The 24,383-nt window shown below is 68.6% G+C and carries 26 protein-coding genes; 19 read left to right on the top strand and 7 right to left on the bottom strand.

Features of this window, described 5'->3' with window-relative positions:
- Window position 1 precedes the first annotated feature (1 nt).
- Both recG and G7043_RS02235 read left to right on the top strand, forming a co-directional pair.
- Window positions 2-2,158 (top strand): ATP-dependent DNA helicase RecG, encoded by a 2,157-nt coding sequence (gene recG / locus G7043_RS02240; RefSeq protein WP_166043328.1) that lies wholly within the window; start codon window positions 2-4, stop codon window positions 2,156-2,158.
- Between the two features lie 23 nt (window positions 2,159-2,181).
- Window positions 2,182-3,354 (top strand): exo-alpha-sialidase, encoded by a 1,173-nt coding sequence (locus tag G7043_RS02235; protein WP_166043327.1) that lies wholly within the window; start codon window positions 2,182-2,184, stop codon window positions 3,352-3,354.
- Window positions 3,355-3,364: 10 nt separating this feature from the next.
- Here G7043_RS02235 and G7043_RS02230 read toward each other — a convergent pair whose 3' ends face one another.
- Entirely contained in the window at window positions 3,365-4,603 is a 1,239-nt protein-coding gene (locus tag G7043_RS02230) for a hypothetical protein (protein WP_166043325.1), read from the bottom strand.
- Between the two features lie 317 nt (window positions 4,604-4,920).
- On the opposite strand from G7043_RS02230, the gene G7043_RS02225 reads away from it, so the two are divergent.
- The 4 genes from G7043_RS02225 to coaD all read left to right on the top strand — a co-directional run bounded on the left by G7043_RS02225 (window position 4,921) and on the right by coaD (window position 10,696).
- Window positions 4,921-8,298 carry a pyruvate carboxylase gene (locus G7043_RS02225; RefSeq protein WP_166043323.1) on the top strand — a complete coding sequence of 1,126 codons (3,378 nt, stop codon included), beginning with the start codon at window positions 4,921-4,923 and terminating at the stop codon, window positions 8,296-8,298.
- Window positions 8,299-8,438: 140 nt separating this feature from the next.
- The gene (locus tag G7043_RS02220) at window positions 8,439-9,512 is read left to right on the top strand and encodes an MBL fold metallo-hydrolase (RefSeq protein ID WP_166043322.1); all 1,074 of its coding nucleotides are present in this window, start codon (window positions 8,439-8,441) and stop codon (window positions 9,510-9,512) included.
- 93 nt (window positions 9,513-9,605) lie between these two features.
- Window positions 9,606-10,160, top strand: coding sequence for a 16S rRNA (guanine(966)-N(2))-methyltransferase RsmD (gene rsmD / locus G7043_RS02215; RefSeq protein WP_166043320.1), 555 nt, complete (start codon window positions 9,606-9,608; stop codon window positions 10,158-10,160).
- Between the two features lie 53 nt (window positions 10,161-10,213).
- Entirely contained in the window at window positions 10,214-10,696 is a 483-nt protein-coding gene (coaD, locus tag G7043_RS02210) for a pantetheine-phosphate adenylyltransferase (protein ID WP_166043311.1), read from the top strand.
- On the opposite strand, the gene G7043_RS02205 is transcribed toward coaD, so the two are convergent.
- The gene (locus G7043_RS02205; protein WP_390827103.1) at window positions 10,693-11,133 is read right to left on the bottom strand and encodes a GNAT family N-acetyltransferase; all 441 of its coding nucleotides are present in this window, start codon (window positions 11,131-11,133) and stop codon (window positions 10,693-10,695) included. The two genes, coaD and G7043_RS02205, sit on opposite strands and share 4 nt — an antisense overlap.
- A gap of 101 nt (window positions 11,134-11,234) precedes the next feature.
- On the opposite strand from G7043_RS02205, the gene G7043_RS02200 reads away from it, so the two are divergent.
- The 6 genes from G7043_RS02200 (at window position 11,235) to mutM (ending at window position 14,755) form a co-directional block, all read left to right on the top strand.
- On the top strand, window positions 11,235-11,951 hold the full coding sequence (locus G7043_RS02200) for a DivIVA domain-containing protein (RefSeq protein ID WP_166043307.1): 717 nt from the start codon (window positions 11,235-11,237) through the stop codon (window positions 11,949-11,951).
- A 149-nt stretch (window positions 11,952-12,100) separates the two neighbouring features.
- Entirely contained in the window at window positions 12,101-12,682 is a 582-nt protein-coding gene (locus G7043_RS02195) for a YceD family protein (protein ID WP_166044891.1), read from the top strand.
- A 2-nt stretch (window positions 12,683-12,684) separates the two neighbouring features.
- Window positions 12,685-12,867, top strand: a complete 183-nt coding sequence (gene rpmF / locus G7043_RS02190; RefSeq protein WP_030467958.1) for a 50S ribosomal protein L32 — start codon at window positions 12,685-12,687, stop codon at window positions 12,865-12,867.
- Window positions 12,868-12,883: 16 nt separating this feature from the next.
- Window positions 12,884-13,687, top strand: a complete 804-nt coding sequence (gene rnc, locus G7043_RS02185; protein ID WP_166043305.1) for a ribonuclease III — start codon at window positions 12,884-12,886, stop codon at window positions 13,685-13,687.
- A gap of 8 nt (window positions 13,688-13,695) precedes the next feature.
- A complete protein-coding gene (locus G7043_RS02180) occupies window positions 13,696-13,896 on the top strand; it encodes a hypothetical protein (protein WP_045310608.1) in 201 nt (66 codons plus the stop codon).
- 1 nt (window position 13,897) lies between these two features.
- Entirely contained in the window at window positions 13,898-14,755 is an 858-nt protein-coding gene (mutM, locus tag G7043_RS02175; protein WP_166043303.1) for a bifunctional DNA-formamidopyrimidine glycosylase/DNA-(apurinic or apyrimidinic site) lyase, read from the top strand.
- On the opposite strand, the gene G7043_RS02170 is transcribed toward mutM, so the two are convergent.
- Together G7043_RS02170 and G7043_RS02165 are read right to left on the bottom strand one after the other, a co-directional pair.
- Window positions 14,700-15,122, bottom strand: coding sequence for a hypothetical protein (locus tag G7043_RS02170; protein ID WP_166043301.1), 423 nt, complete (start codon window positions 15,120-15,122; stop codon window positions 14,700-14,702). The two genes, mutM and G7043_RS02170, sit on opposite strands and share 56 nt — an antisense overlap.
- A gap of 40 nt (window positions 15,123-15,162) precedes the next feature.
- On the bottom strand, window positions 15,163-15,582 hold the full coding sequence (locus G7043_RS02165) for an AAA family ATPase (RefSeq protein WP_166043299.1): 420 nt from the start codon (window positions 15,580-15,582) through the stop codon (window positions 15,163-15,165).
- Between the two features lie 116 nt (window positions 15,583-15,698).
- On the opposite strand from G7043_RS02165, the gene G7043_RS02160 reads away from it, so the two are divergent.
- Both G7043_RS02160 and G7043_RS02155 read left to right on the top strand, forming a co-directional pair.
- On the top strand, window positions 15,699-16,025 hold the full coding sequence (locus G7043_RS02160; RefSeq protein WP_086660750.1) for a PadR family transcriptional regulator: 327 nt from the start codon (window positions 15,699-15,701) through the stop codon (window positions 16,023-16,025).
- Window positions 16,022-17,119 (top strand): DUF1700 domain-containing protein, encoded by a 1,098-nt coding sequence (locus G7043_RS02155; RefSeq protein ID WP_166043297.1) that lies wholly within the window; start codon window positions 16,022-16,024, stop codon window positions 17,117-17,119. Before G7043_RS02160 ends, G7043_RS02155 begins: the two co-directional genes overlap by 4 nt.
- A 35-nt stretch (window positions 17,120-17,154) precedes the next feature.
- Here the strand turns inward: G7043_RS02155 and G7043_RS02150 are convergent, their stop codons facing one another.
- Window positions 17,155-17,595: a MarR family winged helix-turn-helix transcriptional regulator gene (locus G7043_RS02150; protein WP_086660752.1), complete on the bottom strand. Its 441-nt coding sequence runs from the start codon at window positions 17,593-17,595 to the stop codon at window positions 17,155-17,157.
- Window positions 17,596-17,925: 330 nt separating this feature from the next.
- Between G7043_RS02150 and G7043_RS02145 the strand changes: the two genes are divergently transcribed.
- From G7043_RS02145 to G7043_RS02135, 4 genes are read left to right on the top strand one after another with little or no spacing between them, the layout of a single operon-like run.
- On the top strand, window positions 17,926-20,415 hold the full coding sequence (locus G7043_RS02145; protein WP_390826968.1) for a DUF4118 domain-containing protein: 2,490 nt from the start codon (window positions 17,926-17,928) through the stop codon (window positions 20,413-20,415).
- Window positions 20,412-21,092, top strand: coding sequence for a response regulator (locus tag G7043_RS47985; protein WP_313887666.1), 681 nt, complete (start codon window positions 20,412-20,414; stop codon window positions 21,090-21,092). Before G7043_RS02145 ends, G7043_RS47985 begins: the two co-directional genes overlap by 4 nt.
- The gene (locus G7043_RS47980; protein ID WP_313887665.1) at window positions 21,089-21,997 is read left to right on the top strand and encodes a sigma-70 family RNA polymerase sigma factor; all 909 of its coding nucleotides are present in this window, start codon (window positions 21,089-21,091) and stop codon (window positions 21,995-21,997) included. Before G7043_RS47985 ends, G7043_RS47980 begins: the two co-directional genes overlap by 4 nt.
- Window positions 21,998-22,033: 36 nt before the next feature.
- The gene (locus G7043_RS02135) at window positions 22,034-22,450 is read left to right on the top strand and encodes a YybH family protein (RefSeq protein ID WP_166043291.1); all 417 of its coding nucleotides are present in this window, start codon (window positions 22,034-22,036) and stop codon (window positions 22,448-22,450) included.
- 26 nt (window positions 22,451-22,476) lie between these two features.
- Here G7043_RS02135 and G7043_RS02130 read toward each other — a convergent pair whose 3' ends face one another.
- Complete coding sequence (locus G7043_RS02130; RefSeq protein WP_166043289.1) at window positions 22,477-22,980, bottom strand: hypothetical protein; 504 nt, start codon at window positions 22,978-22,980, stop codon at window positions 22,477-22,479.
- Between the two features lie 138 nt (window positions 22,981-23,118).
- On the opposite strand from G7043_RS02130, the gene G7043_RS47485 reads away from it, so the two are divergent.
- Window positions 23,119-23,514, top strand: coding sequence for a hypothetical protein (locus G7043_RS47485; RefSeq protein ID WP_207310524.1), 396 nt, complete (start codon window positions 23,119-23,121; stop codon window positions 23,512-23,514).
- A gap of 74 nt (window positions 23,515-23,588) precedes the next feature.
- Here G7043_RS47485 and G7043_RS47480 read toward each other — a convergent pair whose 3' ends face one another.
- Entirely contained in the window at window positions 23,589-24,311 is a 723-nt protein-coding gene (locus tag G7043_RS47480) for a CAP domain-containing protein (RefSeq protein ID WP_313887664.1), read from the bottom strand.
- Between the last annotated feature and the right edge of the window lie 72 nt (window positions 24,312-24,383).

Raw genomic sequence — 24,383 nt, 5'->3', positions numbered from 1 at the left:
GATGATCTCCTTCGACGACAAGCTGCAGCCGCTGCTCGGCAAGAAGACCGCCGACGCACTGGAGACCGGCCTCGGCCTCACGACGGTCGGTGACCTGCTGCGCCACTACCCGCGCCGCTACGACGAGCGCGGGAAGCTGACCGACATCAGGTCGCTGGAAATCGACGAGCACGTCACCGTGCAGGCCGAGGTCCGCAAGTGCACCAAGCGCCAGATGAAGGCGCGCCGCGGCCACATGACCGAGGCGGTGATCACGGACGGCACCTCCGAACTGCACCTGGTGTTCTTCGGCAAGGTGGCGTTCGTGGCCGAGCAGGAGCTCCTGCCGGGCACACGCGCCCTGTTCGCGGGCAAGGTGGGTCGCTATCGCCAGAACCTGCAACTGGTGCACCCGGCGTTCGAGATCCTCACCCCGGAGTCGGACGGGTCGTCGTTCCTGCAGGCCTTCCTGCCCGTCTACCCGGCCTCGCAGCACATCAACACGTGGAACATCGCGAACTGCGTGAATCAGCTGCTGGAGATCTGGGACGGCGTGCCGGAGGACCCGCTGCCTCTCGCTTTCCGGGAAGAGCACGGCCTGACCGGGCTGGAGGAGGCGTTGCGGTCGATCCACCGGCCGGAGAGCTGGGCGCAGATCACCGTGGCGCAGCAGCGGCTGAAGTGGGACGAGGCGCTGGCCGTGCAGCTCGCGCTGGCCCAGCGCCGCAAGGCTTCCACGGCCCGGCCGGCGCCGTCCTGCGCGCGGCGGTCCGGCGGGATCCTGGACGCGTTCGACGCGCGGTTGCCGTTCAAGCTGACCAACGGGCAGGTTGAGGTCGGCGAGCAGATCGCCTCCGACATCTCGTCCGTCGTGCCGATGAACCGCCTGCTGCAGGGGGAAGTCGGGTCGGGGAAAACGATGGTCGCGTTGCGAGCCATGCTCCAGGCCGTCGACGCGGGCCGTCAGTCCGCGATGCTCGCCCCCACGGAAGTCCTTGCGGCACAACACGCTCGCTCGCTGCAGGAGATGCTCGGCGACCTCGCCCAGGCCGGTCAGCTCGGCGGCGCGGAGGACGCCACGCGCGTGACGTTGCTGACGGGCTCGATGAACACGGCCCAGCGGCGCCAGGCGTTGCTCGACATCGTGACCGGCGAGGCGGGCATCGTCGTCGGCACGCACGCGATCATCCAGGAGAAGGTGGAGTTCCATTCCCTCGGCCTGGTCGTCGTGGACGAGCAACACCGGTTCGGCGTCGAGCAACGTGCGGCGCTTTCGGCGCGTGGTGCCGTCGAGAACCCGCACGTGCTCGTCATGACGGCGACGCCGATCCCGCGCACGGTCGCCATGACCGTCTACGGCGACCTGGAGGTGTCCGCGCTGCGCGAGCTGCCGGGCGGCCGCTCGCCGATCAAGACCTCGGTCGTGCCCGTGCGCGAGAAGCCGACCTGGCTGGACCGCGCGTTCGCCCGCGTGCGTGAGGAAGTCGCCGCCGGGCACCAGGCCTACTTCGTCTGCCCCCGCATCGGCGACGAGGAGCCCGCGAAGTCCGACGACGAGGACAAGCGCCCGGCCCTGTCGGTGATCGACGTCGCGACCATGCTGGCGCAGGGCCCGTTGCGCGGCCTGCGCATCGAGATCCTGCACGGCCGCATGCCTCCCGACGAGAAGGACGCGGTGATGCGCGCCTTCGCGGCCAACCAGGTCCAGGTGCTCGTCGCCACCACTGTCATCGAGGTCGGCGTGAACGTCCCGAACGCCACCGTCATGGCCATCATGGACGCCGACCGCTTCGGCGTCTCGCAGCTCCACCAGCTCCGCGGCCGCGTGGGCCGGGGCAGCGCGCCCGGCCTCTGCCTGCTGGTCACCGAGATGCCCGAGATGACGGCCACGATGGAACGCCTGCGCGCCGTCGAGTCCACTCTGGACGGTTTCGAACTGGCCCAGCTCGACCTCGAACTGCGCCGCGAGGGCGACATCCTCGGCGCCGCGCAGTCGGGCCGGCGCTCGGCGTTGAAGATGCTGTCGCTGTTGCGCGACGAGGACATCATCGCGGAGGCCCGCGTGGCCGCTCAGCAGGTGGTGGACGCCGATCCGGACCTGGAGAAGCATCCCGGGCTGGCGGGGATGGTGGGGACGCTGCTGACGGAGGAGAGGGCGGACTTCCTGGAGAAGGCGTAGGGACATCACCTGAAGGTGTCCGCGTGGCAGATGACGGACTGTCCGGCCGGCGTCGTACGTTCGCCAGCGTGCGCCGCCTGATCATCACCGCGCTCGTCGCCGCCCTCACCGTCGCAACCCAGGCCCCGGCCCTCGCGGAGCCCGTCGTGCTGACCGGGGAGGAGTCCCGCTACCCGCACGCGATCCGCCTGGAGCACGGCCCGCAGCGGGGTTCGATCCTCCTCGCGTTGCACGGCAACCACGTCGTGGACGTGCTGCGCGCGAACCGGGCCGCCAAGAAGTTCAAGAAGGTCGCCGCGTTCGTCGACACCGCGAGCACCCACGCGACCTGCTGCGGGCACCTCTACGAGCTGCCGAGCCAGGTCGGCGCCATGCCCGCCGGCACGGTGCTGTGGGTGGGCTCGGTGGGGTACAAGGAGGAGACCCTCAAGGCGCGGATCTGGCGCAGTCCGGACGCCGGCGAGACGTGGGAGTACCTGTCGGAGTGCGCGCGGGCCAAGCCGCAGGGCGGGCTGTGGGAGCCGGATCTGTCGGTGGACGCGAACGGCAGGCTCAACTGCTACTTCGCGGACGAGTCGGACGCCGCGCACAGCCAGTACATCGGGCGGACGGTGTCCTCCGACGGCGTCAACTGGTCGGCGAAGGAGAAGATCGTCGCCGTGCGGCCCAGGGGTTATCGGCCGGGAATGGCGCAGGTCAAGAGGCTGCCGACGGGCCAGTACTACATGATGTACGAGATCTGCGCGCAGCCGAACCAGTACTTCTGCGAGGCGTACCACCGGACGTCCCAGGACGGGGTGAACTGGGGCGATCCGGCGTGGTCCGGCACCAGACCGACGACGAAGGACGGCAAGTACTTCGCGCACACGCCGTCGATCACCCTCGCGCCCAACGGCACACCGGCGGGTCGCGTGATCCTCATGGGCCAGATGCTGATGTCCAAGAACGGCAAGGTCGACGCCGGCAACGGCAGGACGATCTTCGTGTCGGAGAACGGCGGCCGCGACGGCTGGTACGAGGTCCCCGCGCCGGTGCCGGTGCCGGGGGCGCGCGACAGCTACTGCCCGAACTACCACCCGACGGCGGTCGCCTCGCTCGACGGCACGTCGCTCATCGGGTTCGCGAGCGACTTCGCCCCCAACGGCGGGTGCCGGACGAGCTGGGCGACCGGCAGCCTGCCGCCGTTCCCCGGCTGACCAGGCGAGATCAGTCCTTGCGGGGCTTCGGCAGCTGCTGGGTCTTCTCCTCGTCGAGCTTCGCCGCACCGTTCTCGACGCCGTTCTCCGAGCCGTCCTCCAACGGCTTCAGCACCGACATCGCCGCGTCCACCGCGGCCTGCGCGGCGTGGAACTGGGTGGCGAGGTTGTCGTGCGCCGAGCGCAGGGAGGCTTCCTTCTCGGCCGCGGCGGCGGCGCGCTGGTCGGCCAGGGCCACGGCGGTCGCTGACTTCTCCTCGGCCTCGCGGACCAGTGCGGACGTTTTGGCCTCGGCGTCCTGCACCAGTGCCGTGGCCTTCTGCGAGGCCTCGGTGACGGTCGCCTCGGCCTTTGCGGACGCCTCGCGCAGGGTGGCGGCCGCCTTGTCCTCCGCCGCGCTGACCAGGGCGGATGCCTGCGCGGACGCGTCGGACGTCGTCTTCTCGGCCTTCGCGAGCGACTCGGCCTCGAGCTCGGCGAGCGCCTTCTCGGCCTCGGCCTGCTTGAGCTTGAGGGCCTCGTCGAGCTTCTCCAGCGCCTCGACGCGGGCGACCTCGGACTCGGCGGCGATCCGCTCGGCCTCGGCGCGCGCGTCCGCGAGCACCTTCTTGTGCTCGGCGGCCAGCGTCGCCTTGAGGCCGTCGTACTCCTTGTCCAGCGTGTCGTGGTACGCCTTGTACTTCGCGTCGAGCTCGACGCGGCGGGCGTCCAGGTCCGCCGACTTCTTGTCGAACTCGGCGGCGACGCGCTCGGCGTCGGCGCGCACCTCGGCGACCAGGGCCTCGTGCTCGGCGGTCAGCTTCGCGCGCAGCGCCTCGAACTCGGCTTCCAGCTCGGACTTGCGGCCGGCGAACTTCTGGTCGAGCTCGGCGTTGCGCTGCTGGTAGGCGACCTCCAGCTGTTTGCGGCGCGCCTCGGTCTCGGCGAGCAGGCGGTTGTGCTGCTCGCGCTGGTCGGCCGCCCACTTCTCGGCCTCGCCGCGCGTGGCGGCGGCCTTGTCGAGGGCGTCCTTGCGGATGTCCGCGATCTCTTCCTCGGCCAGGCTCATCATCACGCGGACACGCTCGGTGACGTTCGACGCGCTCACGGGACTGTTGGCCAGGTTCTGGAGCTGCATCTTGGTCTTGTCGAGATCGGCGCGCATCGAGTTCAGGAGCTTGGTCAGCTCCCCCACCTGCGCGGCGGCCGCGTCTCGGGAGCGGTTCGAGTTCTTGAGGTCGAACTCCAGGCGAGTGACTCGCTCATTCACCTGTCGCTGGTTGTAACCACGAAGGACAACGTCGAAATGCGGTGTGCGGGCAGTAGGCTGCCCGGCTCCATCAGCCCCGGCCATATGGCTCACCCTACCGAGATTGGTCCCAAGATCGTCACTCGATCTGGTTAAACCCACTACCGGCCGGAGTCTGACCGGGTGGTGGGTATCAACCTAGCTCTCAAACCGCGAGAATCCTCACGAGCAAGACCGATCACGATGACACCCATCACGTGAGACAGTCCTCCCAACAGGCAAGAGTCGCACGGTAACGTGCCTGAACTGACCGCTGAGCTGCACCGGGAGGGTTACGGATGTTCCGCAAGGTTCTTGTCGCCAACCGCGGCGAGATCGCGATTCGCGCGTTCCGAGCCGCCTACGAACTGGGCGCGGGAACGGTCGCCGTTTTCCCTCACGAGGACCGAAACTCGCTGCACCGGTTGAAGGCCGACGAGTCGTACGAGATCGGCGAGCCGGGCCACCCGGTTCGGGCGTACCTCTCCGTCGACGAGATCATCAAGGCCGCCCGCAAGGCGGGTGCCGACGCGATCTACCCGGGATACGGCTTCCTGTCCGAGAACCCGGAACTCGCGATGGCGTGCCGTGAGGCAGGCCTCACGTTCATCGGCCCCGTCGCCGAGGTGCTGGAGCTGACCGGCAACAAGGCGCGCGCCATCGCCGCCGCCCGCGAGGCCGGCCTGCCGGTGCTGGAGTCGAGCCCGCCGTCGTCGAACATCGACGAGCTGCTCGAAGCGTCGGAGACGATGCGCTTCCCGGTGTTCGTGAAGGCTGTCGCCGGCGGTGGCGGCCGGGGCATGCGCAAGGTCGACGACCCGGCCGCGTTGCGCGAGGCGCTCGAAGCGGCGTCCCGCGAGGCGGAGTCGGCGTTCGGCGACCCGACGGTGTTCCTCGAGCAGGCCGTGGTCGAACCGCGCCACATCGAGGTGCAGATCCTCGCCGACGGCCAGGGCAACGTGATTCACCTCTTCGAGCGCGACTGCTCCGTGCAGCGGCGCCACCAGAAGGTCATCGAGATCGCGCCCGCACCGAACCTCGCCCCCGAACTGCGCGACCGCATCTGCGCCGACGCGGTGAAGTTCGCCCGGCACATCGGCTACCGCAACGCCGGCACCGTGGAGTTCCTGCTCGACCCGCAGGGCCACTACGTCTTCATCGAGATGAACCCGCGCATCCAGGTCGAGCACACGGTCACCGAAGAGGTGACCGACGTCGACCTCGTGCAGTCGCAGATGCGCATCGCGTCCGGCGAGACGCTCGACGACCTGGGCCTGTCGCAGGACACCGTCCAGCTGCGCGGCGCCGCGCTGCAGTGCCGCATCACGACCGAGGACCCGGCCAACGGGTTCCGCCCGGACACCGGCACGATCAGCGCCTACCGCTCGCCCGGTGGCTCCGGCATCCGCCTCGACGGCGGCACGGCCGGCGCCGGCATGGCCATCAGCGCGCACTTCGACTCGATGCTCGTGAAGCTCACGTGCCGCGGCCGCACCTTCTCCCTCGCCGTCGCCCGTGCGCGCCGCGCGATCGCGGAGTTCCGCATCCGCGGTGTCTCCACGAACATCCCGTTCATCCAGGCCGTGCTGGACGACCCGGACTTCTACGAGGGCCGCGTCACCACGTCGTTCATCGAGAAGCGCCCGCACCTGCTCACCGCGCGCCACTCGGCCGACCGCGGCACGCGCCTGCTGACCTACCTCGCGGACGTCACGGTCAACCACCCCAACGGCACCCGCCCGACCGCGGTCGACCCGCGCGAGAAGCTGCCGGTCATCGACCTCAACACCGAACCGCCCGCCGGGTCCAAGCAGAAGCTGGTCGAGCTCGGTCCCGAGGGCTTCGCGCGGTGGATGCGGGAGAGCAAGGCCGTCGGTGTCACGGACACGACGTTCCGCGACGCGCACCAGTCGCTGCTGGCCACCCGCGTGCGCACCAAGGACCTGCTCGCCGTCGCGCCGCACGTCGCGCGCATGACGCCGGAGCTGCTGTCCCTGGAGTGCTGGGGCGGCGCGACCTACGACGTGGCGCTGCGGTTCCTCGCGGAGGACCCGTGGGAGCGGCTCGCGGCACTGCGCGAGGCCGTGCCGAACATCAACCTGCAGATGCTGCTGCGCGGCCGCAACACGGTCGGCTACACGCCGTACCCGGAGGCGGTCACCAAGGCGTTCGTGCAGGAGGCGACGAACACCGGCATCGACATCTTCCGGATCTTCGACGCGCTGAACGACGTCGAGCAGATGCGCCCGGCGATCGAGGCCGTGCGCGAGACCGGGACGGCGATCGCCGAGGTGGCGCTCTGCTACACCAGCGACCTGTCCAACCCGGACGAGCGTCTGTACACACTGGACTACTACCTCAAGCTGGCCGAGCAGATCGTCGGCGCGGGCGCGCACGTGCTGGCGGTGAAGGACATGGCGGGGCTCCTGCGGGCACCTGCCGCCGCACGCCTGATCTCGGCGCTGCGCAAGGAGTTCGACCTCCCGGTCCACCTCCACACGCACGACACGGCCGGTGGCCAGCTCGCGACCTACCTCGCGTCGATCCAGGCCGGGGTGGACGCGATCGACGGCGCCGCCGCGTCGATGGCCGGCACGACGTCGCAGCCGCCGCTGTCGTCGATCGTGGCGCTGACCGACCACACCGAGCACAGCACGGGCCTCAACCTGCAGAACGTCTGCGACCTGGAGCCGTACTGGGAGGCCGTGCGCAAGATCTACGCGCCGTTCGAGTCCGGCATCCCCGGCCCGACCGGCCGCGTCTACCACCACGAGATCCCCGGTGGTCAGCTCTCGAACCTGCGCACCCAGGCCGTCGCGCTCGGCCTCGGCGAGAAGTTCGAGGAGATCGAGTCGATGTACGCGGCCGCCGACCGCATGCTCGGCCACCTGGTGAAGGTGACGCCGTCGTCCAAGGTCGTCGGCGACCTCGCGCTGCACCTGGTGGGCGCGGGCGTGTCGCCTGCCGAGTTCGAGAAGGACCCCGGCAAGTTCGACATCCCGGCCTCGGTGATCGGCTTCCTGCACGGCGAGCTGGGCGACCCGCCCGGCGGCTGGCCGGAGCCGTTCCGCAGCAAGGCCCTGGAGGGCCGCCCGGCGCCGAAGCCGATCGAGGAGCTGTCGCCGGAGGACGAGGCCGGGCTCGCCGACGATCGCCGGGCGACCTTGAACAGGTTGCTGTTCCCGGCGCCCACCAAGGAGTTCCGCGCGCACCGCGACGCCTACGGCGACACGTCGGTGTTGCGGTCCAAGGACTTCTTCTACGGTCTGCGTCCGGGCGAGGAGTACTCGGTCGACCTGGAACCGGGCGTTCGCCTGCTGATCGGCCTGGAGGCGATCTCCGAGGCCGACGCGCGCGGCATCCGCACCGTCATGGCGACCCTGAACGGCCAGCTGCGGCCGATCCAGGTCCGCGACCGGTCCGTGGCGGCCGACATCCCGGCCGCGGAGAAGGCCGACAGGAGCAATCCGAACCACGTCGCGGCGCCGTTCGCGGGCGTGGTGACGGCGGCGGTGGCCGAGGGCGACTCGGTCGACGCCGGTCAGACCGTCGCGACGATCGAGGCCATGAAGATGGAGGCCGCGATCACCGCTCCGAAGGCCGGCAAGGTGCAGCGCCTGGCGTTGCGCGGGGCCCAGCAGGTCGAGGGCGGCGATCTGCTGATCGTCCTGGAGTAACCCTCCCGTTTTCACGATGAAGGGCTCCTTCATCCACCTCACGTGGATGAAGGAGCCCTTCATCCACGTGAGGGCGGTGCGGAACTCGACGACCATTTCCTGCGTTGCACCGGGCACGGGAGCAGGGAGAGGGTTCGATCATGAAGAAGGCGTTGGCCGGGCTGCTCGGACTGGCGGGCGTGGCGTGGGCGTTGCGGGACGTGCCCCGGCAGCTCGGTGGCAAACCGGATCCGGTTCGGATGGCGCGCTCGCCGCGGTACCGGAACGGGAAGTTCCACAACGACGAGGAAGTCCGCACGGTCCCGGACCGCGACTCCTTCTCCGCGCGCGACTTCCTCTTCGGCGGTGAGGACCGCAAGCCGTCCTCCGCCGTACCGCTGGTGGGCCCGGCCGCGCCGGTGTCCTCCGGCCTGCACATCACCTGGTACGGCCACGCGTCCGCGCTGATCGAGATCGACGGCGCCGCGGTGCTGGTGGATCCCGTGTGGAGCGACCGCGTGTCACCGTCCGCGCACGTCGGCCCACGCCGCCTGCACCCGGTTCCGCACGAGTTGTCGGATTTGCCCGCCTTGAGCGCGGTGGTGATCTCGCACGATCACTACGACCACCTCGACATGTCGACTGTGGACACGTTGGTCCGCACGTCGTCCGCCGTGTTCGTGGTGCCGTTGGGGTTGGGCGCGCATCTGCGGCGGTGGGACGTGCCTGACGATCGGATCGTCGAGCTGGACTGGGACGAGTCTTTTGCTGTGGACGGGTTCACGCTCACTTGTACTGCGGCGCAACACTTTTCTGGTCGTTCGGTGCAGCGGAACGTGACGTTGTGGGCTTCGTGGGTGATCGCTCGTGGGGAGCGGTCGGTGTTCTACAGCGGTGACACCGGGTACTTCCCCGGGTACTCCGCGATCGGGGCTGCTCATGGGCCGTTTGATGCGGTGTTGATGCAGGTTGGTGCGTACAACGACGCGTGGCGGGACATCCACATGACGCCTGAGGACGGGGTTCGGGCGTTTGACGATCTCGGCGGTGGGCTGTTGATTCCGGTGCACTGGGCCACGTTCAACCTGGCGTTGCATCCTTGGGGAGAGCCGATCGACCGGGTTTGGCGTGAGGTCAAGGCTCGGGGGATGAACCTGGCGGTGCCTCGGCCTGGGGAGCGGGTTGATGTTGATGCTCCGGGTGAGGTTGACGGGTGGTGGCAGGCGCTGGCCTGAGGTTTCCGGAGCGTTGGGCGGCTGCCAGTTCCGTGAAGGCCTTGGCTGCGATGGCGGGTCATGTGCACGAGATGCACCTGGGACGATGTGCCGGTGACACGAATTGTTGCCGGGACTGCGGGCGGGCGGCGGCTCAAGGTGCCGCCCAAGGGCACGCGGCCCACGTCCGACCGGGTGCGCGAGGCGTTGTTCAGTTCGCTCGAGGCGATGATGGACCTTGAGGGTGTGCGGGTGCTGGACCTGTACGCCGGGTCGGGCGCGCTTGGGTTCGAGGCGTTGAGCAGGGGAGCGGCGCACGCGACGTTCGTCGAGTCGGACAAGCGGGCCGCTGAGGTGCTCAAGGCGAACGCCAGGGAGTTGGGGTTCGGCAACACCACGATCGCGCACCGCACGGCCGAGGCGTACGTCGCGGGTGAAGGGGAGAAGTTCGACGTCGTGTTCGCTGACCCGCCGTACGCGGTGAGCGATGACGAGTTGCAGAAGGTGTTGCACGGGCTGGCGCATCGGTTGGCCGTTGATGCGGTGCTGATTGTGGAGCGTGCTTCGCGTAGTGGCGAACCAGGTTGGCCTGCGGTGGTGGAACCGTTGCGTGCCAAGCGATACGGCGATACGGCCGTGTATTGGGGTCAGGTGCGTTCTGATGGGTGACGAGAACCACGGACACGCCTGGAGGCGTCCGATCGGGTGCTAACGTCCGCTTCATGACGCGTGCCGTGTACCCCGGCTCCTACGACCCGGTAACCAACGGCCACCTGGACATCATCGGGAGAGCCGCGCACCTGTTCGACGAGGTTGTCGTCGCTGTGCTGATCAACAAGAACAAGCGCACCTTGTTCGACGTTGAGGAGCGTCAGGAGATGCTGCGCGAGGTCACTGCCCAGTGGGACAACGTGCGCGTGGACTCGTGGCACGGCCTGTTGGTCGACTACTGCCGTGAGAACAACATCAAGGCCATCGTGAAGGGCCTGCGGGCGGTCAGCGACTACGACTACGAGTTGCAGATGGCCCAGATGAACCACCAGCTCACCGGCGTCGACACCCTGTTCATGCAGGCCAGCCCGCAGTACTCCTACCTGGCGTCTTCGCTGGTCAAGGAGGTTGCGACGTACGGTGGCGACGTTTCGACGCTGCTGCCGGCGACGATCGAGCAGCGGTTGCAGCAGCGCCTCGCCGAGACTCGCTAGAGCGGCAGTTTCATGCCCACGTGCGACGCGGTGAAGCCGAGTCGCTCGTAGAAGCGGTGCGCGTCCACCCGTGAGGCGTCGGTCGTCAGCTGGACCAGGCCGCAGCCGCGGGCTCGGGCCTCGTCGATCGCCCAGGTCACGAGGAGTTCGCCCAGGCCGTTGCCGCGCTGGTCGGAGCGCACCCGGACGGCCTCGACGGTCGCGCGGGTCATGCCCATCCGGGACAGGCCGGAGGTGAAGGTGAGCTGCAGGGTGCCCACGACCTCGTCGCCGGCCACCGCGACAGCCAGGTACTGGTGCGGGTCGGCGTCGATCACCTCGAACGCCTTGAGGTAGGCCGGGTCGCCCGGCTGTTCGCGCTGAGCGCCCAGCGGGTCGTCGGCGAGCATCGCCACGATCGGGTGGACGTCGGCCGCGGTGGCCCGCCTGATGCTGATGGTCACGGCAAATCCTGACACGCCCTGCCGATCTCCCTCTTTCGGGGAGATCGGCAGGGCACACTTGTGGGTGGGGATCCACAGGGGTTAGGGAGTGAGACGTGTACCGGGTGTTCGAGGCACTCGACGAGCTCGTCACGATCGTCGAGGAAGCGCGCGGAGTACCGATGACCTCGGGCTGTGTCGTGCCGCGCGGTGATGTGCTCGAACTGCTCGACGACGTGCGCGATGCCATTCCCGCGGAGCTGGACGACGCGCAGGACGTGCTCGACCACAAGGACGAGCTGGTCGGCAAAGCCAAGCACGACGCGGAAGCCGGTGTGTCGAAGGCGCGGGCGGACGCCGACCGCATGCTCGCCGAGGCGCAGGCCGAGGCGGAGGCGATGCTGTCCGACGCGCGGGCCCGTGCGGAGCGGATGATCGCCGAGGCGGAGGACCAGGCGGAACGGACTGTGGCCGCCGGTCGGCAGGAGTACGACGACCTGGTGGGCCGGTCGCACGCCGAGGCCGAGCGGATGATCCAGGCGGGTCGCGCCAACTACGAGCGCGCGACCGAGGACGGCCGGGCCGAGCAGGCCAGGCTCGTCAACGAGCAGGAGGTCGTCCGGGCGGCGCACGCCGAGGCGGCACGCCTGCTGGACGCCGCGCAGAGCGAGTCGATCCGGCTGCGCTCGGAGTGCGACGCGTACGTGGACGGCAAGCTCGCGGACTTCGAGGACCTCCTCGCGCACACGCTCAGGTCGGTCGGCAAGGGCCGTTCGCACCTGCGCGGGCCGGCCGTCGCGGGGGCCGCGGCGCCGTTCGACTACGGTTCCTGACGAACCAGCTTGGTCGCGGGGCGCCTGAACGTGTGATTCGCGCTACGTCTTGCAGGTGCGATCACCTGCGGATTTCACGCGTGAGCCCGTCGTCCCGTACCCTGGACCGGCTGGACGTGGTAGGTCCCCGCCGGCAACAACCCGAAATCATGACTGAGCATCGTCACGCGTCCACGCGTCCCACAGCATCCAGTCCCTGGGTCATCGACACCAGGGACATCGGCCGTCGCGCCGGCCTGAGCCGACCCCTCGTGAGGTCGGTCCCCGGCGAAGGCGTGGGACTGCTCGGCGTGATCGCGGTGCCCGAGAACGGGGAAGTTGAGCTTGACCTCCTGATCGAATCGGTTGTGGAGGGCCTGCTCGTGTCGGGGACGGCGTCCGCGAAGGTCGAAGGAGAGTGCTCGAGGTGTCTCGAGCCGCTCACCGATGAGGTTGAAGTCCGGATCACGGAGCTCTACGCGTGGCCGGACAGCACCACGGACGAGACCACTGATGAAGACGAGGTCAGCCGGATCGTCAACGATCTGATCGACCTCGAGCCTGTGGTGCGGGACGCCATCGTTCTCGCGCTGCCGCAGGCACCGCTCTGCGAGCCGGACTGCAAGGGGCTTTGCTCCGAGTGTGGTGGCAGGTGGGCGGAGCTCGGGCCCGACCACGGGCATGAGACGATTGACCCTCGTTGGGCCGCGTTGCAAGAGCGGTTCAGCGATGACAACTCGGAGGAGAAGTAGTCGTGGCCGTCCCGAAGCGGAAAATGTCGCGTTCGAACACCCGTGCGCGCCGTTCCCAGTGGAAGACGTCTGCCGTGCACCTGGTGGCGTGCTCCAACAAGGCTTGCCGCCAGCCGAAGCCGCAGCACGTCGCCTGCCCGGCCTGTGGTCAGTACGCTGGCCGCCAGGTCGCTCAGCCGGCCTGATCTCCTCGGCAACGCAGTGGGGGGAAAGCCGCCGCGCGCTCCGCAAGCTGACCGCGCGACTTTGTCCGAAGCGCTCGGCGTCGAACTGGACGCCGAGCTGCTCGGGCTTTCGCTGACCCACAGGTCGTACGCGTACGAGAACGGCGGCCTGCCGCCGAACGAGCGTCTCGAGTTCCTGGGAGACGCCGTGCTGGGGCTGGTCGTCACCGACCACCTCTACCGCACCCATCCCGATCTTCCCGAGGGACAGCTCGCGAAGCTTCGCGCCAGCGTGGTCAACATGCACGCGCTCGCGGGTGTCGCGCGTGACCTGGGAGAAGGCGGGCTCGGTGCGCATCTGCTGCTCGGTCGCGGCGAAGAGCTGACCGGTGGCAGGGACAAGGCGAGCATCCTCGCCGACGGTCTCGAGGCCGTCATCGGTGCGGTGTACCTGCAGTTCGGTATCGATACCGCACGAACGTTCGTTCACCGGCTGTTCGATCCACTCTTGGCCAAAGCTCCGCTTCTGGGTGCTGGACTGGACTGGAAGACAAGCCTGCAGGAGCTCACCGCCCAAGCCAGTCTCGGCGTCCCGGAGTACCGCGTGGACGACCAGGGGCCGGACCACCGCAAGGAGTTCACCGCCACGGTGCTCGTCGGTGGCCAGCCCTACGGCAAGGGTGATGGGCGCACCAAGAAGGAAGCCGAGCAGAAAGCCGCCGAAGCGGCTTATCATGTTCTGTCGGAGCGGGTCAAGGCCGAGCAGGAGTCGGTCCGATCCGCAAATGGACAGAACGGCGCCTCGGTGACGCCAGGGACCCTCCCATCCGAGGAAGACTGAGAAACGCAATGTATGCGACCAGGTACCGCACCAACCGCCGCACGCGCTCCGCTCGCGGCCCCGTGAACACCTCCCGCAACGGGGGCATCCAGGGACTTGTGCTGGTCAGGGACACGAGCCGCGCGGGTGTGTGGGTGCTCAAGCCCACCAAGCCGCAGGCTGCCGTGATCGAAGCGCAGCCCGTCGACGAGGGCAAGTCCGAAGCCTGACGTGCCCGAACTCCCAGAGGTCGAGGTAGTACGCCTCGGCCTCGAAGCCCACGTCGCCGGCCGGGTGATCTCCTCGGTAGAGGTGTTGCACCCACGCGCCATCCGCCGGCACGACCTGGGCTCCTTGGACTTCTGCGCGCGCTTGGCCGAGCAACCGATGGTTGCGGCCAAGCGCCGTGGCAAGTACCTCTGGGTGGAACTGGCCGACAAGGTCGCCATGCTCGCGCACCTGGGCATGAGCGGCCAAATGCTCGTTCAACCCTCGTCGGCTCCCGACGAGAAGCATCTGCGCGTCCGCTTCCGGTTCGAAGACGGCGGACCAGAGCTCCGTTTCGTTGACCAGCGAACCTTCGGCGGCCTCGCGCTGGCCGAGCTGGTCGAGGTCGACGGCACCCTCGTGCCGGATTCCGTCGCGCACATCGCACGCGACCCCATGGATCCTCTCTTCTCCCGTGATGCTGCCGTGCGCGCGTTGCGCCTGCGTCACACGGAGATCAAACGAGCCCTGCTCGACCAGACCCTCGTGTCCGGCATCGGCAACATCTACGCCGACGAGGCCCTCTGGCGTGCCCGGCTCCACGGCACCCGCATGACGGACAAGTTGACCAAGGCCAAGGCCGCCGAGCTGCTCGACCACGCCACCGACGTGATGCGTGAGGCGCTCGGCCAGGGCGGGACCTCGTTCGACGCCCTCTACGTCAACATCAACGGGCAGTCCGGCTACTTCGACCGGTCGCTGAACGCCTACGGCCAGGAGAACCGGCCGTGCAAGCGATGCGGTGCGGCGATCATCCGCGAGCCGTTCATGAACCGCTCCTCGTACTCCTGCCCGCGTTGCCAGCCTCGCCCCAGAGGTTGAGGACGTCCGCCAGTTTCAGGTGGAGGTCCTTCAGGAACGACATCGCCGAGGGCTCGAGGCTGATCTGGTCCGGGTTGTTGACCAGCCTGTTCGCGATCACCGTCTTGCCGGGCGGCGTGATTGCCCGCTTGGCGCACCACTCGCCGACCGCCTTGCCGCGGGTCTTGCCCACGGTGAGGTCGGCCTCGGAGATGCGGTCGCTGCGGCTGCACTCGGTCAGGTGCGCGTTCACGGCCCCGAGGTAGGAGTCGACGGTCAGCAGGTCCTCGATCGCCTGGTCCGCGGGAAGCGAGAACACGTGGCTCTCCCGCACCCCGGCCTTGACGAGCTGGTTCTTCAGCGCCGCCCCTCGGGTGTCTCCGTCCACCAGGTACACCGTCTTCGCGGCGACCTCCTGCAGCTCCGGGTCATGCGCGGACGTCCGTGTGATCGGTCAGCAGCATGTCGAGTGTGTGGGACAGCAACCTGAACGCGTCGGTGCCCCAGCCGACTGGTGGGTCCAGGGTGAGGTGCACACTCCCAGCAGCCGTCTTCATCAGGACGATTTTGGTCGGCAAGGTCGGGAGCTGCAGGTCCACGAGAGCCTCGTGGTCGCCTTCGTCGAGCATGAAAGTCGCGCGGACAACCGGTTCGCTGTTGGCGCGTCTTCCCCTGGTGAGTGCGCTCGTTGGCAGTTCGTCTGTACTGCGCAGCCAGAGGAGAGCGTCGAGGATCGACGACTTGCCGGCTTCGTTCGGGCCGACGAACGCGATCAACCTGCCGTCGACGTTGACCGCCGTGTCCGCGAGTCGCTTGTAGCCCTTGAACTCCACCTTGATCAGCCGCACCCGCGAAGTTCAAGCGCAGAGGTTCGGCCGCGAATGACCGATTTCAGACCCCCGCGTTAGACAGTACTGCGCACTGCGTAGTACTGTTCACGGCGCACGAGCGGGTCGGAGGGGCCATGGACACGAGTCAGCTGCTCAAAGGGGTGCTGGACCTGGCCGTCCTTGCGGTTCTGCGCAAGGACGACGGGTACGGGTACGACGTGGTGCGCAGACTGCGCGCCGGGGGATTGAACGACGTGGGCGACGCGTCGGTGTACGGGACGCTGCGGCGGCTCTACAACGCGGGGATGCTGACCTCGTACGTGGTGCCGAGTGAAGAGGGGCCGCACCGCAAGTACTACAGCATCAACGAGACCGGGCGGGTGCGCCTGGCTGAGTCGAGGGAGACGTGGAGGTCGTTCGCCAGCACGCTGGACGGCCTGCTCGAGGAGGTCGCAGCATGAACACGCAAGCGCTCGGCGTCGAGTACTACCTGGCCGGGATGCGTGCGGCCCTCGACGACCTGCCGCCCAACGAGGTCGCCGAGATCATGGAGGACGTTGAGGCGCACGTCGCGGAGCTCTCCACCGAGCTCGGGGAGAACGAGACCATCGAGCAGCGGCTCGGGTCGCCGGAGCAGTACGCGCAGGAGCTGAGGTCGGCCGCCGGGTATCCGCCGCGGACCGAACGGCTGCCGGTCACCACCAAGAAGAAGTTGCTGAGCAGGCCTCGGGCGGCGGCGTGGGGGCTGGCGATCGCCACGGGGGTCACGTTGCTCGCGGGGACCGCGGCTCTGCGTGAGCCGGCGATCCTGCTGCTTCCCGGCGTGATCCTGGTGCTGAGCCTGGCGCTGGTGCACGACCGCGGGGCTACGCAGGCCGAGATCATGGCGCTGCCCGAGACGATCAAGATCAAGGAGTGGCTGACGCCGGAGGCGGGCACGCCGGCGGAACGGGCGTTGGCCTACCTGCGGTCGCTGCAGCCCGCGTGGTGGCTGGCGCGGGCGGGCCTGCTCGGGCTCGGCGCCGTGTTGCTGGCCAGCCGCGACATCCTCGGGTTCCTGTTCGTCGCCGCGATCGCCGTGGTGTCGGTGTACGCCGGGCCGCGCGCCAAGACCGACCGGCGGTGGCTGTGGTTCAGCCTGCCGGCCTCGGCGCTGGCAGTCGGGTTGCTGTTCCAGGTGATCGACACGACGGCGGACAACCTCGCCTACAACAACAGGTCGGTGTACCAGCAGGTGCCGAGCATGCCGCAGTACGAGAACATCTACGCGTACGACGAGAACGGCAAGTTGCTCACCAACGTGCTGTTGTACGACGAGGATGGCAATCCCATCAACGCCCCGCGTCAGTACTACGGCTGCAGTGGTGATGACCCGCAGCCGATGATTCCTGCTAACCGGTATCCGCGGCCGAAGATCGACTACGAAAACGGCACCTGTTACACGGTGGCACCAGACGTGTCCGCTCCGTCATCAACGGAGGACACACCGCCGTCGAGTTCTGACGCCGCGCCTTCCAGCCCGGTGTCGCCTACTTCCGTGTCACCCAGCAAGTAAATGCCTGGAGCGGGACCCGTCGGGGGGTCCCGCTCCTACTTGTTCTCCTGTGGTTCGGCCAGGTGGCGCAATATCGGCATGGCCGAGCGCAGGTGTTCTCTGTCTTCCGGCGAAAGTTCGGACATTCTTTCACTCAATAGTTCGGCTTCGCCGTGAGCGAGCGACAGGATCGTCTCGCGACCGACTTCGGTGAGCACGACTATCGTTGCTCGACCGTCTGCGGCGTCGGGCTCGCGGCGTACCAGGCCGGTGGACTCCAGGCTGGTCACGACGGTTGTGGCGGTCGGCTGCGAACACAGCGCGCGCACCGCGATCTCGCCGATCCGCATCGGGCCGTGGGCGCTCAGTTCTGACAGCACCAATAACTGGGTGGGTTGCAAACGACGAGCCGGAGCGGCCTGTCGAAGACTTCGCACCAGCCGGTGCACGGCCACCACGAGTTGAAGTGCCTCGTGGTTGGTGACGGTGGTGGGCATCGTTTCTCCGCGCGCATGTGATTGTCCGAATTCGGACACGAACCCTGGAACTTTCCCTCATTCACGCTCCGCGCGCTATCCGCCAAGTGCCGATAACCCATTCGGCCGTTGTGGTGACGCGGGGTGTCACCGCGCGCGTCCGACACACTTAAATGTGCTGGTAAACAGCGTAAAAAGCGCAGTGGGGCTCACTCGAACGGTCGCCGTGCTGAAGCATGATTCAACGAGACAGATCTCTGTCGAAAGATGTGGGAAGGAGCACTAGTGTCGCCGGGCGGCGCAGTGCGTACCCCCGAACAGCCCAGGCGGGACCAGGAGCAGACTGGTCCGGTGAGTCCGAAACCCAGGCGTGGCGAGCTCCGGATCTACCTCGGCGCAGCTCCAGGCGTCGGCAAGACGTTCGCGATGCTCGGCGAGGCCCACCGGCGGCGGGAACGCGGCACGGACGTGGTCATCGGATTTGTGGAGACCCACGGCCGCGCGAAGACCGCCGAACTGGTCGAGGGCCTGGAAATCGTGCGGCGCCGGCACTCCTCGCACCGCGGGGTCGAACTCACCGAGATGGACGTCGACGCCGTGCTGACCCGTGCTCCCAAGGTCGCGGTCGTCGACGAACTCGCGCACACGAACGCGCCCGGCTCCCGTAATGCAAAAAGATGGCAGGACGTCGAGGAACTCCTCGAAGCCGGCATCGACGTCCTGTCGACCGTCAACGTGCAGCACCTGGAATCGCTCAACGACGTGGTTCAGCGCATAACGGGTGTTCCGCAGCGGGAAACGGTGCCGGACGAAGTCGTGCGCAAAGCGAACCAGACGCAGCTCGTCGACCTCACACCGGAAGCCCTGCGCCGCAGGCTCGCCCACGGCGACGTCTACGCCGCGAACAAGATCGACGCGGCCCTCGGCAACTACTTCCGCGTCGGCAACCTCAACGCGTTGCGCGAGCTCGCGCTGCTGTGGGTCGCGGACCAGGTCGACGTCGCGTTGCTGCGTTATCGGGCCGAGCAGCAGATCACTGATACGTGGGAGACGCGCGAACGCGTCGTCGTCGCCATCACCGGTGGCGCGGAGAGCGAGACGCTCATCCGTCGCGCGCGCCGCATCGCCACGCGCGCGGGCGGCGACCTTCTCGTCGTGCACGTGCTGAGGGGCGACGGACTCGCAGGAGCTGACCCGCACGCACTGACGAAGTACCGCAAACTCGCGGATGACGTCGGCGCGACATTCCACACGGTCGTGGGCGACGACGTACCGACGGCGTTGCTGGAGTTCTCTCGCGGCGTGAACGCCACTCAGCTCGTGGTCGGCACATCGCGCCGTTCACGGTTCGCGCGCGTGTTCTCCGCGGGTATCGGCTCCACGGTCGTGCAGGAGTCCGGCGCGATCGACGTCCACATGGTCACGCACCCGGCGACGACCAGCGGCTGGCGCGCCCGGTTCGCGGGCAGCCCGCTCAGGCCGAGCAGGCTCGCGTGGGGCTGGCTCCTCGCGATCGCCGGGCCCGCGCTGGTGACGGCGGCCGGCGCGTCCATGCGAGGCGGTCTGAACTTCTCGACCAACGTCATCGCGTATCTGCTGGTCACGCTGGTCGTCGCGATCGTCGGCGGACTGGGCCCGGCAGTCACCGCCGCGCTCTTCAGCGCGTTGTTGCTGAACTTCTTCTTCACCGAGCCCTTCTACACGTTCACCATCGACGCGCAGCAGAACGTGCTCACCTTCTTCGCGACGATCGTCGTGGGTGTCTCCACGGCGTTGGTCGTGGACTACGCCGCGCGCCGTGCCACGCAGGCAGCGCGCGCACGCACCGAGGCCACGCTCCTCGCGTCGTACGCGCGCACTGTGCTGACGAACCCGTATCCGCTCGCACGGCTGTTGGAGAAGGTGAAGGAGAACTTCGGTCTTACGTCCGTCGCGCTGTTGGAACGCGTTGACGGCGAGTGGGAACGCGTGGCGTGCGTCGGCGCTAGCCCGTGCGGCGAACCCGACGATGCGGACGTCGACATCGCCGTGACCCCTGAAGTGCACCTGGCGTTGCGCGGCCGGTCGCTGCCCGCGTCCGACCGCCGGGTGCTGGAGGCGGCCGCGGGGCAGGCGTTGCTCGCCCTGCGACAGCAACGCGTGGCCGAGCAGGCGCTCGAAGTCCAGCGGCAGGCCTCCCGCTCGGAGTTGCGGACGGCGCTGTTGAGCGCTGTCGGCCACGACCTCCGCACGCCGCTGACCTCGATCAAGGCGTCCGTGGGCTCGTTGCGCGACCCGGAGCTGAAGCTGTCCGTCGAGGACACCGCCGAACTGCTGGAGGCCGTCGAGGAGTCCACCGACCGCCTCACCGGCCTGATCGACAACCTGCTCGACTCCTCCCGCCTCGCGACGGGCGCCGTCGAGCCGCAGTTCCGCGCCGTCGGCTACTACGAGGCCGTGGCGCGGGCGCTGAGCGGTCTCGGCGGGGACGTCGAGGTCGACGTCCCCGAGTCGTTGCCGCCGGTGCGCGCTGACGTCGGGCTGCTCGAACGAGTGATCGCGAACGTCGTCGGCAATGCGCTGCGGTACGCGGGTGCGGTGGCGCTGCGGGCGTCGGCGCACGGCGACGAGGTGGAGTTGCGCGTGGTCGACCACGGCCGCGGCCTGCCCCGTGACACGGCCGACCAGGTGTTCGCCCCGTTCCAGCGTCTCGGCGACCGCACGCCGGGTGGCGTCGGTCTCGGTCTGAGCGTGGCGAAGGGCTTCACCGAGGCGATGGAGGGCACGATCACCATGGAGGACACGCCCGGTGGCGGTCTCACCGTGGTGATCTCACTTCCGGTCGATGAGAGGGCTTCGTGACGAAGGTACTGGTGGTCGACGACGAACCGCAGATCGTGCGCGCGCTGCGGATCAACCTCTCCGCCCGCGGCTACGAGGTGCTGACCGCCCACGACGGCGCTTCGGCCCTGCGCTTGGCCGCCGACGGCAAGCCCGACGTCGTGGTTCTCGACCTGGGCCTGCCGGACATGGACGGCACCGACGTCATCGCCGGCCTGCGCGGCTGGACCACCCTGCCGATCATCGTGCTGTCCGCCCGCACCGACTCGACCGACAAGGTCGACGCGCTGGACGCCGGCGCGGACGACTACGTGACGAAACCGTTCGGCATGGACGAGCTGCTGGCCAGGCTGCGCGCCGCGGTCCGCCGCTCGGCCGTCGCGGGTCCCGAGGACGAGCCGATCGTGCGGACCGCCTCGTTCACGGTGGACCTCGCGGCCAAGCGGGTGCTCAAGGACGACGCCGAGGTCCACCTCACGCCGACCGAGTGGGGACTGCTGGAGGTTCTCGCGCGCAACGCCGGAAAGCTCGTCGCGCAGAAACAGCTGCTACGCGACGTGTGGGGCCCCGCGTACGAGAAGGAGACGCACTACCTGCGGGTGTACCTGGCGCAGCTGCGGCGGAAGCTGGAACCGGAGCCCGCGCGGCCGAGGCACCTGGTCACCGAACCGGGGATGGGATACAGGTTCGAGGTGTGACGGCGCAGGAGGCGTTCGACGACGTGGTCAGGCCCTTCGTGGCCGAGCTGCGGGCGCACTGCTACCGGATGCTCGGCTCGGTCCACGACGCCGAGGACGCCGTGCAGGACGTGCTGGTGCGCGCGTGGCGAGGACTGGCGGGGTTCGAGGACCGCGGCTCGATCCGGCCGTGGCTGTACAAGATCGCCACGAACCGGTGTCTCACCCTGGTCGAAGCACGCGGGCGCCGGGCGCTTCCGGTGGATCTCGGCCCGGACGCGCCGTTGACGGAGGTCGCGTGGGTGCAGCCCTGGCCGGACGCGTCGGTGAGTCCGGAGGCCGGCTATCTGGCGCGTGAGCACGTGGAGCTGGCGTTCATCGCGGCCCTCCAGCACCTCGGCGCCCGGCAACGGGCCGTGCTCCTGCTGCGTGAGGTCCTCGGGTTCAGCGCCCAGGAAACGGCAGACCTGCTCGACACGACGGTCGCGTCGGTCAACAGCGCGTTGCAGCGCGCGCGTGCCGCCGTAGGTTCGGAAAAGCCTGTACGGGCGACACCGGCTGCTGTGCGGGAGATGGCCGAGCGGTACGCGGCCGCGTGGGAGCGCGGTGACGTCGATGCGATCGTGGAGCTGCTGACCGAGGACGCCAGGTACTCGATGCCGCCGCTGCCGCAGTGGTACCGCGGCCGGGCCGCGATCAGGGCGTTCCTGCTCGACCAGCCGTTGACCACGTCGTGGCGCTTCCGGCCGGCCAGGGCGAACGGCCAGCTCGCGTTCGGCACTTACCTGTGGGACGACGCGAAGTCGCTCTTCGTGCCCGGCGGACTCGACGTGGTCGAACTGCGCGGCGACCGCATCGCCGAGGTGGTGTCGTTCCTCGACGCCGACTTCGCTCTGTTCGGGTTGCCTGGAGAGATTTCCGGCTGACCGATGAGTTCGGCGGTTCGCGCGGGTTGTAGAGACATGACCACAGACGAACAGCAGATCCGGACCCTCGTCGAACGCTGGGCGGACGCCGCGCACGCCGGTGACATGGACACCGTCCTGGCTGACCACGCCGACGACATCGTCATGTTCGACGTCCCGCCACCCCACCGGGGCGCACGCGGCATCGACGCCTACCGCGAGACCTGGCCGCCGTTCTTCGAGTGGCAGGCCCAGGGCGCCGTGTTCGAGATCGAGTCACTCGACGTCGAGGTGGGCGGCGGCGTCGCGTTCGCCCACGCTCTGCTGCGCTGTGGCATGCCCGAGGACCTCGCGCGGAACCCCGAGAACCGTCTCCGCCTCACCCTGGGCCTGCGCCGCGAACAGGGCCGCTGGGTCGTGGCCCACGAACACCACTCGTTCGCGCTCACCGATGCCGTCGCGGCCGACCGCTGATGTCCGGCTGACGATCGAGGTGCGTGTCAGGGCTTCGGGTCCGGCGCGGGAGAGGCCGAGCTGGAGGACGACGACGGCGGCGCGGTGGTCGGCGAGGTCGACGACGAAGAAGACGACGCCGGCGGTTCCGTGAGCGACGCGGGCGGGTTGCTCTGCGGCTGGGTCGGCTGCGTCGGCTGGGCCGGGTTCGTCGTCACCTGGGGTTGGTCCGGCGTGCCGGGCTTCGGCTGTTCCTGGGGACGCGCCGCCTGCTTGCGGTCCGGCTTCGCCGACGAGGGCGCGCCGGAGGACACGGTGACGACGACCGTGCTGGTGCTGCCGTCCGGCGCGACGCTGGTGATGGTCTGGACGACGTCGGCGGACGTGCGCTCCGGCGTCGCCTCCATGCCGGACGCGGCGAGCATGGACGCCACCGTGGCGAACAGGGTCGCGACGACCACGCCGCCCGCAGCCAGCATCACCGCCGTGCCCACGCGCTTCTTCGGGACCACCGGTTCGGTCGGTGACTGCGGATGATCTTCCTCGAACACACCCATCTCCTCGTGGGAAACCCGGTCGGATGGACTTGCGTTCGAGTTATCGGCGGAAACGCACCAAAGCCTCAGTTACGCCACACCTTCGTGTAGCTCTGCGTCACTGGGCGGTGACTGGCGTAACCCTACGGCGTCGTGGTCGTTGTGGTCGGGTCCGTCGTGGTGGTCGTTGTGGTTGTGGTCGTCGTCGTAGTGGTGGTCGTCGTGGTCGTCGACGTGATCACCGGCGGCGGGTCGTCGGTCGTGACCGTGGTCGTCGTGCCGTCGGCACGCGTGATGGTCGTGACACGCGTCGGCTTCTTCGTCGTAGTGGTCGTGGTCGACGTCGGGGTCTCGGAAGACGCCGACGTCACCTCGACGGAAGAGGTCGGCGCGGACGTCGGCACGATGCTCAGGGCGTCGCGCACGGCCTCCTTGCGCGGCAGCTGGGTCGACGGGGTCTCGGAGGCGTTGTCCGAGCCGGCCGCGAGCGATGCCACGGCGGCGAAGACGGTCGCCAGAACGACGCCGGACGCGGCGAGGACGACCTGAGGCGCACCGCGGAAAAAGCGCGAGCGCGAGTCAGGTTCCGGGCTCTCGTACACGAAGTTTCCCCTGCTCAACCGTTAGAAACCGAAGTTCTGGGTCCAGTAGTTGCCGCGGGTGTCGAGACCCAGGCCCATGGTGGTGAACTCGCAGTTCAGGATGTTTTCGCGGTGGCCCTGGGAGTTCATCCAGCCCTCCATCACGGCCTTGGGCGTGGCGTAACCCATCGCGATGTTCTCGCCACCGGGCTTCGGATAGCCCGCTTCCCGCATGCGCTTGTCGAACGTCCTGCCGTCCTTCGACGTGTGCGAGAAGTAGTTCTGGGTGGCCATGTCGGTGCTGTGGCCCTGGGCGGCGGTCGTGATGCGGTCGTCGATCACCAGCGCCTTGCAGCCCTTCGCGGCGCGTTCGTCGTTCACGAGCGCGAGCACGGCCTGCTCCGGCGTCTGCCCTGAGGGCTGCTGCGGCGGTTGAGCGGGCGGCTTCGGCGCTTCGGGAGGCGTCGTCGTGGTGGTGGGGGCCGCTGACGAGGAAGAGGAAGGGGTGGTCGTCGTCGTGGACGTGGCGGGAGCGGAAGAAGACGACGAACCGGCTGGGGCGCCGGCTTCCGGGTTGTCCGTGGGGGCCGGTCTGTTGTTGGGTGCTGCGGCGTTGCCTGTGCCGAACTGGTTGCCTGCGTCGGTGGTCTCCTGCTGGGCGGCATTGGTGAAGCTGATGCCGAGAGGAGAAGTCCCGGTGAAGGCGAGACCGCCGATTCCGGTCGCACCGATCAGCAGGCCGAGTAAGAGGCTGCGGGCACTCACGGGTCGGCACCGTACCACTAATGGGTGACAACCCCAGAGTGCGTCTTCGGTCACCTTGGGTGACTACGCAAC

Source organism: Lentzea alba, from assembly GCF_011067745.1.
GTDB lineage: Bacteria > Actinomycetota > Actinomycetes > Mycobacteriales > Pseudonocardiaceae > Lentzea > Lentzea alba.
The sequence above is the reverse complement of the archived record's forward strand: the minus strand, read 5'-3'. Positions and strand labels throughout refer to the sequence as shown.

Bases quoted from the DNA above. Each gene is read 5' to 3' on its own strand.
- G7043_RS02195 (WP_166044891.1), top strand. From the start codon at position 12,101: ATGACTGAGCATCGTCACGCGTCCACGCGTCCCACAGCATCCAGTCCC.
- recG (WP_166043328.1), top strand. From the start codon at position 2: ATGATCTCCTTCGACGACAAGCTGCAGCCGCTGCTCGGCAAGAAGACC.
- G7043_RS02220 (WP_166043322.1), top strand. From the start codon at position 8,439: ATGAAGAAGGCGTTGGCCGGGCTGCTCGGACTGGCGGGCGTGGCGTGG.
- G7043_RS02225 (WP_166043323.1), top strand. From the start codon at position 4,921: ATGTTCCGCAAGGTTCTTGTCGCCAACCGCGGCGAGATCGCGATTCGC.
- G7043_RS02135 (WP_166043291.1), top strand. From the start codon at position 22,034: ATGACCACAGACGAACAGCAGATCCGGACCCTCGTCGAACGCTGGGCG.
- G7043_RS02155 (WP_166043297.1), top strand. From the start codon at position 16,022: ATGAACACGCAAGCGCTCGGCGTCGAGTACTACCTGGCCGGGATGCGT.
- G7043_RS02180 (WP_045310608.1), top strand. From the start codon at position 13,696: ATGTATGCGACCAGGTACCGCACCAACCGCCGCACGCGCTCCGCTCGC.
- G7043_RS02150 (WP_086660752.1), bottom strand. From the start codon at position 17,595: ATGCCCACCACCGTCACCAACCACGAGGCACTTCAACTCGTGGTGGCC.
- G7043_RS02160 (WP_086660750.1), top strand. From the start codon at position 15,699: ATGGACACGAGTCAGCTGCTCAAAGGGGTGCTGGACCTGGCCGTCCTT.
- coaD (WP_166043311.1), top strand. From the start codon at position 10,214: ATGACGCGTGCCGTGTACCCCGGCTCCTACGACCCGGTAACCAACGGC.